The organism is Cohnella sp. CFH 77786 (assembly GCF_019400745.1).
GTDB lineage: Bacteria > Bacillota > Bacilli > Paenibacillales > Paenibacillaceae > Cohnella.
In genome coordinates this window covers 43,056-57,404 of the sequence record NZ_WJIB01000016.1, presented here as the reverse complement: position 1 = coordinate 57,404, position 14,349 = coordinate 43,056, and the positions used below count along the sequence as shown (strand labels likewise).

Here is a 14,349-nt window from a genome sequence, read left to right as displayed (position 1 = left end):
CATAGTTCCCCCAAAAGTATGCGGAATCGGCTGCAGAGCTTCCCGTCTCCTTTTGGGGTCAATTGAAAAACGGGGTCCCCGAAAAGGAATCGACATCGAAGCTTCCCGTCGCTTTTTGGGGTAAATAGGAGGAGGGATCGACGTGCCGTTGGCCGCGAACCTGGAAGAAATGGCGGCCCAGCTGAGGGGCCGGGATTTTCTCGGATTGATCGACTACAAACCCGAAGAGATCCGTTATTTGCTGGATCTTGCGATAGAGCTCAAACGCAAGCAGAAGAACGGAGAAGCGTTCCAGCCCTTGAAGGGCAAGACGCTTGGCATGATTTTCGAAAAGTCGTCCACGCGCACCCGCGTATCGTTCGAGGTCGGCATGTACCAGCTGGGAGGCCACGCGCTGTTCCTGAGCCGCAACGACATCCAGATGGGGCGCGGGGAGACCATCCGGGATACGGCGATGACGATGTCCCGTTACCTGGACGGCATCATCATCCGGACCTTCGGGCACCGCAACGTGGTCGAACTGGCGCGGGGTGCGACGGTTCCCGTCATCAACGCGCTGTCCGATCAGTCCCATCCGTGCCAAGCGCTCGCCGATTACCAGACGGTGCTGGAGAAGAAGGGCCGGCTCGAAGGACTGAAAATCGCCTATATCGGCGACGGCAACAATATGGCCCATTCCCTCATGATGGGCGCGAGCAAGCTGGGCATGCACTTCGCCAGCGCGTCGCCGGAAGGGTACGATCCGGATCCGGAAATCGTGCGGCTGGCGAAGGAAGTGGCCGCGGAGAACGGCTCGCGCATCGACGTGCTGCGCGATCCCCGCGAAGCCGTCGAGAACGCGGACATCGTCTACACGGACGTTTGGGCGAGCATGGGCTTCGAGGAAGAGCAGAAGCAGCGCGAGAAAGCGTTCGCCCAATACCAGGTGAATGAAGCGCTCGTGAAATCGGCCAAGGCCGACTACCTGTTCATGCACTGCCTGCCGGCCCACCGCGGCGAAGAAGTGAGCGAAGGCATCATCGACGGGCCGCACTCCGTCGTTTTCGACGAAGCCGAGAACCGCCTCCACGCGCAGAAAGCGATCTTGGCCGCGATCATGTGAAGCGGGCCGTATCACCATTTTCGAGGATAGAGAAAGTAGGGAAACCGTCATGGCCAAAGAAAAAATCGTGCTGGCATACTCCGGCGGTCTCGATACGTCCGTCATCCTGACGTGGCTCAAAGAGACGTACGACGCCGAAATCATTACGTTCACCGCCGACATCGGGCAGAAGGAAGAGCTCGACGGGCTGGAGGAGAAAGCGAAAAAAACCGGCGCCTCCAAAGTGTACATCGACGACCTGCGCGCGGAATTCGCGAAGGATTTCATCTATCCGATGTTCCAGGCCGGCGCGCTGTATGAAGGGCAATACCTGCTCGGCACCAGCATCGCGCGTCCGCTCATCGCCAAGCGAATGGTCGAGATCGCCCGCGCCGAAGGGGCGACCGCGATCGCGCACGGCGCCACGGGCAAGGGCAACGACCAGGTCCGCTTCGAGCTGACCGCCGCGGCGCTCGCGCCGGACATCAAGGTCATCGCCCCCTGGCGGAACGAAGCGTTCCGCGAGGCGTTCCCGGGCCGCGCCGAAATGATCGCGTACGCCGAGAAACACAACATTCCGGTCCAGGCTTCCGCGTCGAAGCCGTATTCGATGGACCGCAACCTGCTGCACATCAGCTTCGAGAGCGGGATGCTCGAAGACCCGTGGTTCGACTCCAGCGCGGACGACGTTCAGGATATGTACGTGCTGTCCGTTTCGCCGGAGCGGGCACCGGATCAAGCCGAATACGTGGAGCTTGATTTCGAAGCCGGCAACTGCGTCGCCGTGAACGGCGAGAAGCTGAGCCCGCTGGCCGTCATGGAGAAGCTGAACGAGCTCGGCGGCAAACACGGCGTCGGCCGCATCGACATGGTGGAGAACCGCTTCGTCGGCATGAAGAGCCGCGGCGTGTACGAAACTCCGGGCGGCACGATTCTGTTCACCGCGCACCGCAAAATGGAATCGATCACGATGGACCGCGAAGTCATGCATTTGCGCGACTCCCTCATTCCCAAATACAGCTCGCTCGTATACAACGGCTTCTGGTTCGCGCCGGAACGCCTCGCCATCCAGGCGCTCGTGACCGAGAGCCAGAAGAACGTGACCGGCACCGTCCGGCTGAAGCTGTACAAGGGCAACGTGATGGCGGCCGGCATCAAAAGCCCGGTCAGCCTGTACAACCCGCACATCGCCACGATGGAAGCGGACCCGACGCAAGCGTACGACCAGGGAGACGCCACCGGCTTCATCCGCCTGAACGCTTTGCGCCTGAAAGTGTCCTCCGGCGTGAACGGCGCCTCGGGCGTGTAAGGGGGCCGCGGGTAGCATGAGCAAGCTGTGGGGCGGCCGGTTTACGAAGCAGACCGACCAGCTGGTGGAGGAATATACGGCGTCGATCACGTTCGACAAGGAGCTGGCCGAGGAAGACATCCAGGGCAGCTTGGCGCACGTAACGATGCTGGGGCATTGCGGCATTCTCCCGCCGGAGGACGTCGAACGCATCAAAGACGGGCTGCTTAAGGTCCGAGAACGCATCCGCCGCGGCGAGCATGAATTCCTCGTCTCGGACGAAGATATCCACATGAGCGTCGAGAAGGCGCTGATCGAGGAAATCGGCCCCGTCGGGGGCAAGCTGCATACCGGACGCAGCCGGAACGATCAGGTGGCGACCGACATGCACTTGTACCTGCGCAAGCGGGTCGTCGAGTTCGTCGACCTGCTGTCGAAGCTGCAGACGGCGCTCATCGGGCAAGCCCGGGCGAACCTCGATACGATCCTGCCCGGCTACACCCATCTGCAGCGGGCGCAGCCGATCCTGTTCGCGCATCATCTCATGGCCTACGTGTCCATGTTCGGACGGGATATCGAGCGCCTGCAGGACAGCTACAAGCGCATCGACACGCTGCCGCTAGGAGCGGGGGCTTTGGCGGGCACGACGTTCGCGATCGATCGGCTGTTCACCGCCCGGGAATTGAATTTCGGCCGGGTATACGAGAACTCGCTCGATGCCGTCAGCGACCGCGATTTCATCGTGGAGTTCCTGGCTGGCGCCTCGCTGATCATGGCGCACCTGTCGCGGCTGAGCGAGGAGCTGATCCTGTGGTCCAGCACGGAATTCCAATTCGTCGAGCTGGACGACGCGTTCTGCACCGGCTCTAGCATCATGCCGCAGAAGAAGAACCCCGACGTGCCGGAGCTCGTCCGCGGCAAGACGGGGCGCGTCTACGGCAACCTGATCGGCCTGCTGACCGTGCTGAAGTCCTTGCCGCTGGCCTATAACAAGGATATGCAGGAAGACAAGGAAGGCATGTTCGACACGGTGAAGACGCTGCAAGGAGCCTTGCAGCTGTTCGCGCCGATGATCGAGACGATGAAGGTGCGCACGGACCGGATGCGCCGCGCCGTCGACCAGGACTTCTCCAACGCAACGGACATCGCCGACTTCCTTGCCGCCAAGGGACTGCCGTTCCGCCAGGCGCATGAGGTCATCGGCAAGACCGTGCTGTACTGCATCCAAAACGGCAAGTTCCTGCTCGATCTCACGCTGGAAGAGTTCAAGCAGTTCTCGCCGCTGTTCGACGATACGATCTATCAGGTGCTTCAGCCCGAGAGCGTCGTCAACGCCCGCAACGTCTACGGAGGCACCGCGACCCCGCAAGTCGCCGCCGCCATCGGGCGCGCGGAAGCGGAGCTGGCCCGGACTGCCGCCTGGGTCGCCGAGTACGCGGAGAAAAGCCGGTAAGCGGCTTGTTCGGTTCATGGGGATGGGGAACAAGGGGAAGCAAGGCATAAGTGTTCCCAGACGATTCATGACGAGGGGCGGACCCCCCGCAAATGAACGACATCTGGCTGGCGACTCCGAGTTCCGTAACATCCCGGCACGATTCGAACTGGCCAGTTTCAAACGCTTTTTATCAACCTAGGTGACGAAGAACGTCCCGATCCATCTTCTTGGGAAAGATGGGTGCGGGGCGTTTTGCGTTTTAAAAAACCAACAGAGGAGGAATGGGGATTGGATTTCGAACAAGCGCACGAAGAGTGGATTGCCGCACATTTGAACAAGAGGAGGGGAGAGCGGCGCGGACGACTGAAGCGGGGGCACAGGCACAGCGATCAGTTGTTCGCGAAAAACGTGTGGTGGCGTTTGAAAGGAAATTTCGAGCATCTGCATCCGGAATTCGAGGTGCTCGACTGGCGCGGACGGCCGTATTTCGCGGACTTCGCTAATATCCTTGGCAGATATCTGCGACTGCTGATCGAAAATCAAAGATTACGGCACGCATGTCCGGGACAAAGACCGCCAAGGCCATTGCAATGAATGCAACCGAGCTTCCGGCTGACAGCCGCGCGGCGAATGGGTCGGTAAACGGCGTCGTCAAAAGTTATTTGCGAGACGATGTGCTGGGTTGCGTCGGAGAGTTGGACCGTTTGGCGAGGGAAGCCGGCATTACGCTCGCCCAGCTTTCCCTCGCATGGGTGCTGCGCCAGCCCGGCGTAAGCTCCGCCTTGATCGGCGCGACCCGTCCGTCCCAAATCGAAGAAAACGTCAAAGCCGTCGAAGTAAGCTTAAGCGCCGACGTCTTGAATGAAATCGAACGGATTTTAACGCAGGTGGAAGGCTTCTTCGCACCGCTTCGTTAACGATCCCGGTACAATGATGGAAAAGAAGATCGCCGATATCCTGTCTTCTGGACAGGAAATGGCGATCTTCTTTATGTTAACCCCATCACCGAGCGTCTACCAAGCCTTTGTTCATAAAGGCGAAGCAGGTCCGCATGCCTTCAAGCACCTCGCCTCCGCTTTCTTCGTCCGCTGACACCCAGCCGGCATAGCCGATGTCCCGAATCGCGGCGAAGATGGGGGCGAAATCGATGCCGCCCTGCCCGAGCACCTTCCATTCCCCCCGATCGAAGTCCTTCAGATGAAAATTGTCGATGACCCGCCCGAAACTGCGAATGAGCTCCGCCACGTCCGTCACGCCGGATTTCACCAAATGGGCGGTATCCACGGTGAGTCCCACCGTCCCGTCCCGGACCTGATCGAAGAAGACGTCGAAATCGTCGCGGTACATCACGGGATTGTTATGATGATGATGCAGCGACAGCTTGAGGCCGTACTGCTGCGCTTCGGCTCCCAACCGCGACAATTCGTCCGCATACCGGCGAATATCGTTCGACATCACTTCCGCACGCGGAATGCCGTGGCAGAATACGACGATATCCGTGCCGATGGACGACGCGAACCGGAAAATGCGGCGAATGAGCTCCACGTTCGCCTCATCCAAACTTCCGCCCGCGATCAATGCCGAACCGGCGCCCGGGAAGCGACCCCAAGCTTCCAGAAAGCGCTCCGGCTCGTTCAAATAAGGAGAATACTGCCCCCATTTCAACTGAAGCCCCTCATAGCCGATCGCACGGAATTGTTGAAAAAGAACCGTCTGCTCTTCGGCTGTGGAAGTCGGCCGAGAAAACGCCCGGTTTATGTTCATCATCATAGCCCGCTTTACTCCCCGATCGTCTGGCGGTCCGGCGCCGAATAGGCGATGATCATCCGGCACGGCTCCCAGCTCGTCGTCGTCGCATGATGAGGGACGTTGCGGGGAATGCGCAGCATCATGCCGGGCTCCAGATGGTACGTTTCATCCCCAAGCATATGGTCGCACTCCCCGGATAGCACGAAAATGATCTCTTCGCAATTCGGGTGTATGTGCCGCGGATTCGACTGGCCGGCGTGAATGTACACCATGCCGAACGTCATTTCGCTGTCAGGGTCGATCTCTTGGCCGCAGAGCCATTGGATTTTTCCCCAGTCCTGTTCCAGCAATCGCGAAGCGTCCTGTTTTCTTAAGTCCATGACGGTTGCCATGATAAGCATTCTCCTTTGCTATAATCGAACGATTCTTTGTTCCTTGGCGGAAAAATAGGCGGCATCCAGGAGCTCAACCGTTTTCAAGTTGTCTCGAGAGCTGTTGGCCGCTTCCCTGCCTGTTTCGAGCGAAACGAGCAGTTGGTTCATCCCTTCAAATGTCGCCGTTTCTCTGGATACATGGTTCTCCCAGGATTGCGAGGGCTCTTGATCGCCTTTGCGGTACAGGTCCACCTTGCCGTAGCCGGTAACGAGCGTACCCGTTTCCCCGATCACGATCATTTCCGACTTCGAAAACGCGGAGGAGAAGCTCTGGATATAGGTGACGACGGTATTGTTTTCAAAAACGACTTGTACGGCAGCATCCGTTTCCCCTGCGCAATTGATCGCGGAAGAAGAGCGGTTCTGGCACACGACGGATATGGCCTCCGAGCCAAGAATGCGTCTGAAGCCGTCAAACCAATGGATGCCCATGACGGAGAGCGCATGCCGTTCGCACTCCAGCCGCCAGCCGGCATCCTGCCTGAAAAAGATATTGGTGAACAAGATCGATGTGACATGACCGATGGTGCCTTCAGCTACGATGCTCCGGATTAGCTCGAACGGGAAATGGCGTCTGAAGTTTTGATTGACGGACACCGGCACGCCGTGCCGCTTCGCTTTTTCCGTGATTTCCGCGGCTTCAGCCAGCGAGTCGGAAAACGGCTTCTCGACGAACACCGGCAGCCCCGCTTCAATGAGCGGAAACAGGACTTGTTTGCGGATCGGAGACGGCGTACATACAACCGCCACATCGATGCCGCTGTTTCGGATAAAATCACCCAACTTCGTAAATCGCTGCGGGACGCCATATTTATCGGCTCTAGCTTGAAGCGCATCGGGGTTCGGATCGCAAAGCGCAACCACTTCGATCCGCTGCGGATGCTCCTGATAGCCGATAAAATGCAAATCGGTCACGCCGCCTGCGCCGACGATGCCCACTTTGTACTTTTTCATCTTCCTCTTTCGCTCCTTGTTGTTGATTGTTGAAGCATTTCAACAGCATTTACATCAAGTTAACTAGGTTGTTTGTAATTCAACTTTGTTGAATTACATTCAGTTTACATGATGAGCTTTATCTGCGCAATCCCTTTTTTCCATAGATTTATCCATAAAAAAAGGAACAAACCATAGAGAGTTTGTCCCTTTTTTTGGCAATCCCAACAACCGCATGACCCGGTTAATGTGATTTTTCCGGGCTGGCTTGCGTGAATACAGCGATATATTTCACTTCGTCCGTTATCGGGGAAAGCGTATGCTTCTCGACGGAATCGAAGTACAGGCTGTCTCCCGGGCCCAGCGAATACTCCACGTTTCCGACCTGATAGCGCACCCTGCCCTCCAGAATATAGATGAACTCTTCTCCGTTGTGGCTGAACGTACGCCTGTTGTCGTTTTCCTCTTTTCTTGAGACGAAAAGATACGGCTGCATCAGCTTCTCGCTGCGCTCGACCGCAAAAGCGAAAAAGGAATATCCCTTATCCGTCTTGACCCGTTTCGATTCGGTTGTTTCCATCGTCGTATGAATCGTGCCTGTCCGTTGCTGATCGTCGAGCAGGATGGAAACTTTCGTGCCCAAGGCGTCCGCAATCTTGATCAATGTGGAGATCGGGGGCATCGTCTTGCCGTTTTCGATTTTGGACATCAGACTTTTGGTAAAGCCGCAAATGTCGGCAATTTCCGCCAAACTCCGGTTCTGTTCTTTCCGAAGCTTTCTGATTTTGCTTCCAAGATCCATCTCCATGTTCCCCTGGTATCATAGGATTCAACTATGTTTATCATAACGATACCGAATCGGGAGCGTCAAGTTCGGTTCCGGCAAAGGGCTGCCGGACGTCCATGGCATGCCGTTTGGCCATCAGCCATGTCGCCATCCCGCTCAGAACCGTAAGAACGGCGAGGGCCAGCAAATAAGAGGAGATGCCGATCCAATCGAGACAAGCGCCGGTCGCCAGCAGCGCGAACTGGAACTTGATCCGGTCCTGCATGCCGCGTAAGGAGAAAAAGCGGCCTTGCGATTCTTTCGGCACCTTGATTTGGAATAACGTCGTCAAGATCGGAAAGAAATAGGCGACCGCGCATCCGAACACGACGTAGGAGCCCAGTACCGCTACGCTGCTTTCGCTGAAAGACATCCCCGCGTAAGCCAGTGCGAACACGAACATGAACAGCGTGGAGCTGGTCACCAGGTTCCGCACTCCGATCACGCGCTTCGCGAATAGGCCTGCGATCAAGATGCTGGTGCCTTCCAGCGAATAGATCCAGCCCATCAGCTCCGGTTTGTGCTGGATTTCGCTGAACTTCAGGACGAGCAGGTTAGACTGGTCCAAAAGGACCGTTACCTGACGTTCGCTTTCAACGATATGACGAAGAAGGGACTTCCGCCTGCCTTTGTGCTGGAAGTTCTGTTCAATTCTGAAGTGATCGGGGATTCGGTTTTTACGGCTGAATACGAGGTCTACTGCAAGGCATTCCGTCTTGAATAAAGGAGTGGAATTTCTATGAAGGCAATTGGAATGCGGTTATCGCCGACCCTCTAATCTCAGGTGCGAAGAAGGAGCGAGCCAGGGCGGTGACCTTCGCTCGTTACGAGGTTCAATGCAGCCCCCTTCAGCGAGCTCCCAAACGGGATAAGTAGCACTCGCGCTGCGGCGCGTGAGGACAGAAAGAGTCCTGCCTGTTTCCGAATCGGGTTTTATTCGATCCGGAAATGGAGAGATGATCGATGAACGCTGATGAAATTATTCACCTTAACATTCGGGGATTGCTGTCAAGCTATGCACCATACAGATGTTCCTTTATGCATAGAGTGCTTCGTTATCGACTTGTCCGCGGGATCGTCGGGTAAGCGCATCGCCATCACTCCGAGCCGTATGTCCAATACTCCGCACATGCGCTAATTGCTTAACGCTACATATCCAAACGACACATCCGAACGCCATGACCGACGGATAACGCCGAACACGATGCAACAAACTCAGCACGCATGACGTCCAATTGCCAAACGCTGCACATCCGAACGCCACGACCGGCGAATGGCCGAACACTGTATACAGAACGTAAACGTACCCACAACTAAGAGCAGGAATACCGTTGTTCCGCAGAATTCGTTCCAAATCGAGCAACTAAACGCAAAAGTACAGTTATATTTTTGAATTCCCCTCGTTTAGAAAGCGAAATGGAAGGCACTATATGCATTTTTGCATTTCGTACCCTCAAAAACGGGCATATGGGGACTTACTAATTGCATATTTGCTCTTACCCGATGCAAGCGGGGCTAGAGCGATAATGGAGCATAGTTTGTTTCAAGCGGAGCTAGAGCGATAACGGTACTTAGTTTGATGCAAGCGGGTCTAGAGCGATAACGGGGATAGTTTGATGCAAGCGGGGGTCGTGCGGTTAAGGACCATATTGAGTGTCCGCGAGGCATCGGAGAAAGCAGCCATAGCCCGTCCCCAACGAATAACGGGGGCGGGCTTTCTGCTTCGGTCGGTTCACGAGGATATGAGTTCCTCCCATCGGGCGATTACTCACCGCAATGCTCACGGATGTTTGGATCGATCGACAATTCCTCCTTCTAATCGTTGTCGAATTCACTTTCATGTCGTTCCCGAATTCCTTTCGTCGTTGTCGAATTCACTTTCATGTCGTTCTCGAATTCCTATCATGCGTTGTCGAATTCCTATCGATTACATGAGAATTTTTTAACCAATTGCCGAAACCGTTGCGGCTGAACGGTTTCACGCGAGCAAGCGCGACGGGTTTCGTGCACGAATCGTCGACATTGAGAGGATTTCCTGGCATGATGTCGAAGTATCTAAAGTCCGAATCCTAACAGGAAGTGATATCGTGATCGAAATGCAAGACATATGGAAGACCTACCCCGACGGAACGGTCGCCCTGCAGGGAATCAACGTGATTATCGACCGGAACGAATTCGTCTATGTCGTCGGTCCGTCCGGAGCGGGCAAATCGACGTTCATGAAACTTATATACCGCGAAGAAGTGCCCAGCAAGGGTCAAATTTCCGTGAACGGTTTTAATATCGGCAAGCTCAAGCAACGCAAAATCCCTTACGTGCGGCGCAATATCGGCGTGATTTTCCAGGACTACCGGCTGCTCCCGAAGCTGTCGGCCTATGAGAACGTCGCTTTCGCCATGGAGGTCATCGAAGCGCCTCGGCGTCAGATCAAGCGCCGCACGATGGAAGTGCTCGAGCTGGTCGGCCTCAAGCACAAGGCGAACAGCCTGCCCGCCCAGCTGTCCGGCGGCGAGCAGCAGCGCGTCGCCATCGCGCGCGCGATCGTCAACAGCCCGGCGGTCATCGTGGCCGACGAGCCGACGGGCAACTTGGACCCCGAGACGTCCTGGGGCATCATGAAGCTTCTGGAAGAGATCAATTTCCGGGGTACCACGATTGTCATGGCCACCCACAACAAAGAAATCGTGAACACGATGCGCAAGCGCGTCATCGCCATCGAGCGGGGCAGCATCGTCCGCGACCAGCAGAGAGGGGAATACGGCTATGAGATTTAGCACCCTCGTTCGCCATTTGCGCGAGGGCGGCAAGAACGTGGCTCGCAACGGTTGGATGACCTTCGCCTCGGTCAGCTCCATCACCGTTTCGCTGTTCATTTTAGGCGTCTTCATGCTGCTCGCGTTAAACGTGAACAAACTGGCCGACCAGCTCGACAACCAGGTGCAAATCCGGGTTTACCTGAAGCTGGACCTTGACCGGCCCAAAATCGAAGAGATCAGCCGAACGATCCGCAGGATTCCGGAACTCAAAAGCGTGACGTTCGTTTCCAAAGCGGAAGGGTTAAAACGGCTCCGAGACAGCATGGACGAGGAGAGCCGGGTGGCGCTCGAAGGCTATACCGACGAGACGAACCCGCTGCCGGACGCTTTCGAGATCGAAGTGTACGAGCCGCAGACGGTCGCTTTCGCCGCGAAGAAAATCCAGGCAATCAACGAGACCGACCCGGACAAGCCGATCACGGCCGTCAAATACGGAGCGGGAACCGTGGAGAAGCTGTTCCGGATCACCAACGCGGTGCGCAACATCGGCTTCGTCATCGTCGCGGGACTGGCGGTAATGGCGATGTTCCTCATCTCCACGACGATCAAAATGACGATCATGGCCAGACGGCGAGAAATCGCCATCATGAAGATGGTCGGCGCGACGAACAACTTTATCCGGTGGCCTTTCTTCGTCGAGGGAGTGCTGATCGGAATGCTGGGCTCGGCCGTCACCACGGCCATCCTCCTCTACGGATATTCCCAGCTCATCACGACGGCGCAGCAGGATATCGGTTTGTACATGATCGAGCTCGCCTCCCTGAAGGACGTAGGCTGGATCGTGACCGGCGCCATCGTCGCCATGGGGTTATTGTTAGGCATCTGGGGAAGCACGCTCTCGGTTCGCAAATATTTGAAAGTATGATTTTCGGTCGAAGAGAAGGAGGACTCCCGTGAAACGGAAAATCGCCCTGACGCTGGCGGTCGTCATTGCCGCCGCTATGCTCATGTCGCCTTACCAGGGACAAGCCGCCTCGCAGTTGGACAAAATCAACAAGCAGATCAAAGAGCTGCAAAGCGAAATGAACCGCAAAGCCCAGCAGAAAAAGCAGGCGGAAAGCAGCATCAGAACGCTGACGAGCAAGAAGGAAGCGACCAAAGAAGAAATCAACGCGCTCATGAAGCAGATCGACGAAGCGGGCACGAAGCTGGCCGCCACCCAGAACAAGATCGAAGAAACGCAGGATAAGCTTCAGAAAACCGGCGAAGAACTGGAGACCGCCATCAAGCGGGAGGAATCCACCAGCGACCAACTGGACTCGCGCGTCCGGCTGATGTACACGAACGGAACCGTCTCCTACATGGACGTGCTGCTCAGCGCGACCAGCTTCTCCGATTTCATCAGCCGCTTCGACGCCTTCCAATCGATTTCTACGCAGACGCATGATCTGCTCGAAGACCATAAAGCGGCCAGGGCTTTGATCGAAGAGAAGAAAGCCCAAGTGGACCAAGAGCTGGCGGATCTGAAATCGCTCTACGAGCAGGAAGCGGAGGAGAAAGAGGACCTCGAGAACAAGGAAAGCGCCAAGGAAGAGATGGTAGCCAAGCTCAGCCAGCAGATCCAGGACTCGGAGGAAATCAGCGAGGAAGCCGAGCGGGAGCTCATGGAGTACGCGAAGAAAATGTCCAAGCTGCTGGCCGAGCAAAACCGGATCAAGAACTATTACAAGGGCGGCAAATTGGGCCTGCCGCTCAAGCGGAGCTATACGATCACCTCCCCGTTCGGCTACCGGATTCATCCGATCACTCACACGAGGAAGCTTCACACGGGCATCGACATGGCCGTCCCGCAAGGGACGCCGATCTACGCGGCCGAATCGGGCGTCGTGATCGTCGCCCAGTGGTGGAGCAGTTATGGCAACTGCGTGATCATCGACCACGGCGGCGGGCTTATGACGGTGTACGGTCACATCCGAAACGGCGGCATCCTCGTGAAGAAAGGTGAGACCGTCAAACGCGGCGAAAAAATCGCGGAAGTCGGATCGACCGGAGCTTCGACCGGACCCCATCTGCACTTCGAAGTCCGCAAAAATTCCGAGCCGGTGAATCCGGCGCCTTATCTCAAATAAAGGACGGATCGGACGGCCGCGTCCGGCTCCACCGCGTCAACGCCTGGGAGCGCGCGGCGGCAGCCGAAGGCGGCCGTCTTTTGGCGTCCCGTTATGATAAAATAGGATAAGGCCGGATGTGGCGTCATACTCTAGGTAGAAGTTTCATGATTCTCTTTTGAGATGCTGGATTAAAGGAAGTGGACGGTCGTGTGGGTGCGGGGGCGAACCGTAGCGGCGCTGATGGTGCTTGCGGCCATTGCCGGGGGAGCGGCGACATGGGGCGCGATCCAGGCCGGGGGGTTGATGCCGGAGCCGGAGCTGCCCGTGATGTCCGTCAAGGGATCGGAATCTCCCGAAGGACTGCGGCAAGGGGAACTGGATAAGCTGAACAAGGCGCTGGACTTGATCGGGGAGCACTATATGCTGCCGGCCGACCGGAAGGCGTTGATCGACGGGGCGCTGCAGGGGATGGTGGAATCGCTCGGCGATCCTTATTCGGTCTATCTGTCCAGCGAGGAAGCGGAGAAGTTCACGGATACGACGCATGGGGAGTTCACGGGCATCGGAGCCGATTTGAAAAAGGAAAACGGGGTCATCGTCGTCGAGTCCCCCCTCAAAGGTTCGCCCGCGGACAGGGCCGGACTGCAGCCGCGCGATATCCTGCTCATGGTGAACGGCGAAAGCCTGCAAGGGTTGTCCTTGAGCGATGCGGCGGCCAAAATCCGCGGACCCAAAGGCACCAAAGCGAAGCTGAAGGTGCTGCGGCCGGGGGCCAAGGAGCCGATCGAGCTGGAGCTGGTCCGGGATCGGATCCCCTTGGAGACGGTGAAGGCCGAACTCTCGCCGGATGGAATCGGCCGGCTGACGATCAGCCAATTTTCGTTGAATACGCCCGCCCAGGTCGAAGACGAGCTGAAATCGATGGAAGAGCGGGGGCTGAAGGCGCTTGTGATCGACGTGCGGAACAATCCGGGAGGGATGACGGATTCCGTGCGGAAAATCGCGGACCGGCTCGTTCCGCGCGGCAAAGTCATCGTGCAATACGAATACAATGACGGGCGGCGCGTGCAGGAGGTTTCCGAAGGGACCGAGGATTCGGACAAGGCCTACCCGATCGTCGTCCTGACGAACAAAGCGAGCGCAAGCTCCGCCGAAATCCTGGCCGGCGCGCTCCGACAATCGGCGGGGGCCAAGCTGGTCGGGGAAACGACCTTCGGCAAAGGAACCGTCCAGATCAGCTATGGCGACGATTTGGGCGACGGAAGCCTGCTGAAGCTGACCGTATCCAAGTGGCTCTTGCCGGATGGGACTTGGATCCATCACAAGGGCATCGAGCCGGATCTGAAAGTGTCCCAACCGGCGTATTGGCTGGCTTTCCGGCTCCCGCGGGACCACGCGCTGAAGCGGGACGATACGGGAGAGGACGTGAAAAACCTCCAGCAAATCCTGGAAGGAGTCGGGTTCCCAGCCGACCGGGAAGACGGTTATTTCAGCGAAGCGACAGAGCGGTCGCTGAAGGAATTTCAGCGGCGGGAGGGCCTGCCCGTTTCCGGGCAAACGGATGCGCGCACCGCGGACCGGCTCGAGGAGTCGCTTTACGACCAGCTGCAGAAGCCGGAGAACGATAAACAGCTTCAGGCCGCCCTGGGCAAGGCGAGGGAAATGGCCGGCATCGCTTCTGCAGCGGGGAGGATTTCTTCTCCCGCTGTCGAATCTATAGGAGGTTGACGCTTGCG

Annotated in this window: 14 protein-coding genes; 9 read left to right on the top strand and 5 right to left on the bottom strand. The window is 57.2% G+C overall.

The window, feature by feature from the left end:
• Window positions 1-169: 169 nt before the first annotated feature.
• The 5 genes from argF (at window position 170) to GE107_RS20745 (ending at window position 4,721) form a co-directional block, all read left to right on the top strand.
• Complete coding sequence (gene argF, locus GE107_RS20765) at window positions 170-1,102, top strand: ornithine carbamoyltransferase (protein ID WP_219642503.1); 933 nt, start codon at window positions 170-172, stop codon at window positions 1,100-1,102.
• A gap of 49 nt (window positions 1,103-1,151) precedes the next feature.
• Window positions 1,152-2,390 (top strand): argininosuccinate synthase, encoded by a 1,239-nt coding sequence (locus tag GE107_RS20760; protein WP_219642315.1) that lies wholly within the window; start codon window positions 1,152-1,154, stop codon window positions 2,388-2,390.
• Window positions 2,391-2,406: 16 nt separating this feature from the next.
• Window positions 2,407-3,822, top strand: coding sequence for an argininosuccinate lyase (gene argH, locus GE107_RS20755; protein WP_219642312.1), 1,416 nt, complete (start codon window positions 2,407-2,409; stop codon window positions 3,820-3,822).
• A 270-nt stretch (window positions 3,823-4,092) separates the two neighbouring features.
• The gene (locus GE107_RS20750) at window positions 4,093-4,398 is read left to right on the top strand and encodes a hypothetical protein (protein WP_219642309.1); all 306 of its coding nucleotides are present in this window, start codon (window positions 4,093-4,095) and stop codon (window positions 4,396-4,398) included.
• Complete coding sequence (locus tag GE107_RS20745; protein ID WP_255570706.1) at window positions 4,395-4,721, top strand: aldo/keto reductase; 327 nt, start codon at window positions 4,395-4,397, stop codon at window positions 4,719-4,721. The genes GE107_RS20750 and GE107_RS20745 overlap by 4 nt, the downstream gene beginning before the upstream one ends.
• Before the next feature lie 85 nt (window positions 4,722-4,806).
• Here the strand turns inward: GE107_RS20745 and GE107_RS20740 are convergent, their stop codons facing one another.
• From GE107_RS20740 to GE107_RS20720, 5 genes are all read right to left on the bottom strand, one after another.
• Window positions 4,807-5,574 carry a sugar phosphate isomerase/epimerase family protein gene (locus tag GE107_RS20740; protein ID WP_255570705.1) on the bottom strand — a complete coding sequence of 256 codons (768 nt, stop codon included), beginning with the start codon at window positions 5,572-5,574 and terminating at the stop codon, window positions 4,807-4,809.
• Window positions 5,575-5,582: 8 nt separating this feature from the next.
• Window positions 5,583-5,945: a cupin domain-containing protein gene (locus GE107_RS20735; protein WP_219642304.1), complete on the bottom strand. Its 363-nt coding sequence runs from the start codon at window positions 5,943-5,945 to the stop codon at window positions 5,583-5,585.
• Window positions 5,946-5,963: 18 nt separating this feature from the next.
• Window positions 5,964-6,941 carry a Gfo/Idh/MocA family protein gene (locus tag GE107_RS20730; protein ID WP_219642301.1) on the bottom strand — a complete coding sequence of 326 codons (978 nt, stop codon included), beginning with the start codon at window positions 6,939-6,941 and terminating at the stop codon, window positions 5,964-5,966.
• 223 nt (window positions 6,942-7,164) lie between these two features.
• A complete protein-coding gene (locus GE107_RS20725; protein ID WP_219642298.1) occupies window positions 7,165-7,722 on the bottom strand; it encodes a helix-turn-helix domain-containing protein in 558 nt (185 codons plus the stop codon).
• 40 nt (window positions 7,723-7,762) lie between these two features.
• Window positions 7,763-8,314 (bottom strand): MFS transporter, encoded by a 552-nt coding sequence (locus tag GE107_RS20720; RefSeq protein WP_219642295.1) that lies wholly within the window; start codon window positions 8,312-8,314, stop codon window positions 7,763-7,765.
• A gap of 1,519 nt (window positions 8,315-9,833) precedes the next feature.
• Between GE107_RS20720 and ftsE the strand changes: the two genes are divergently transcribed.
• The 4 genes from ftsE to GE107_RS20700 all read left to right on the top strand — a co-directional run bounded on the left by ftsE (window position 9,834) and on the right by GE107_RS20700 (window position 14,341).
• The gene (ftsE, locus tag GE107_RS20715) at window positions 9,834-10,520 is read left to right on the top strand and encodes a cell division ATP-binding protein FtsE (RefSeq protein ID WP_219642292.1); all 687 of its coding nucleotides are present in this window, start codon (window positions 9,834-9,836) and stop codon (window positions 10,518-10,520) included.
• Entirely contained in the window at window positions 10,510-11,427 is a 918-nt protein-coding gene (gene ftsX, locus GE107_RS20710) for a permease-like cell division protein FtsX (protein WP_219642290.1), read from the top strand. The genes ftsE and ftsX overlap by 11 nt, the downstream gene beginning before the upstream one ends.
• Before the next feature lie 28 nt (window positions 11,428-11,455).
• Window positions 11,456-12,631, top strand: coding sequence for a murein hydrolase activator EnvC family protein (locus GE107_RS20705; protein ID WP_370636482.1), 1,176 nt, complete (start codon window positions 11,456-11,458; stop codon window positions 12,629-12,631).
• A gap of 189 nt (window positions 12,632-12,820) precedes the next feature.
• On the top strand, window positions 12,821-14,341 hold the full coding sequence (locus GE107_RS20700; protein WP_370636481.1) for a S41 family peptidase: 1,521 nt from the start codon (window positions 12,821-12,823) through the stop codon (window positions 14,339-14,341).
• Window positions 14,342-14,349: the final 8 nt, after the last annotated feature.

What these genes read in the sequence shown, in the direction of transcription:
- GE107_RS20725 (WP_219642298.1), bottom strand. Translation starts at nt 7,722, where the DNA reads ATGGATCTTGGAAGCAAAATCAGAAAGCTTCGGAAAGAACAGAACCGG.
- argF (WP_219642503.1), top strand. Translation starts at nt 170, where the DNA reads ATGGCGGCCCAGCTGAGGGGCCGGGATTTTCTCGGATTGATCGACTAC.
- ftsX (WP_219642290.1), top strand. Translation starts at nt 10,510, where the DNA reads ATGAGATTTAGCACCCTCGTTCGCCATTTGCGCGAGGGCGGCAAGAAC.
- argH (WP_219642312.1), top strand. Translation starts at nt 2,407, where the DNA reads ATGAGCAAGCTGTGGGGCGGCCGGTTTACGAAGCAGACCGACCAGCTG.
- GE107_RS20730 (WP_219642301.1), bottom strand. Translation starts at nt 6,941, where the DNA reads ATGAAAAAGTACAAAGTGGGCATCGTCGGCGCAGGCGGCGTGACCGAT.
- GE107_RS20735 (WP_219642304.1), bottom strand. Translation starts at nt 5,945, where the DNA reads ATGGCAACCGTCATGGACTTAAGAAAACAGGACGCTTCGCGATTGCTG.
- GE107_RS20740 (WP_255570705.1), bottom strand. Translation starts at nt 5,574, where the DNA reads ATGATGATGAACATAAACCGGGCGTTTTCTCGGCCGACTTCCACAGCC.
- GE107_RS20745 (WP_255570706.1), top strand. Translation starts at nt 4,395, where the DNA reads ATGAATGCAACCGAGCTTCCGGCTGACAGCCGCGCGGCGAATGGGTCG.
- GE107_RS20760 (WP_219642315.1), top strand. Translation starts at nt 1,152, where the DNA reads ATGGCCAAAGAAAAAATCGTGCTGGCATACTCCGGCGGTCTCGATACG.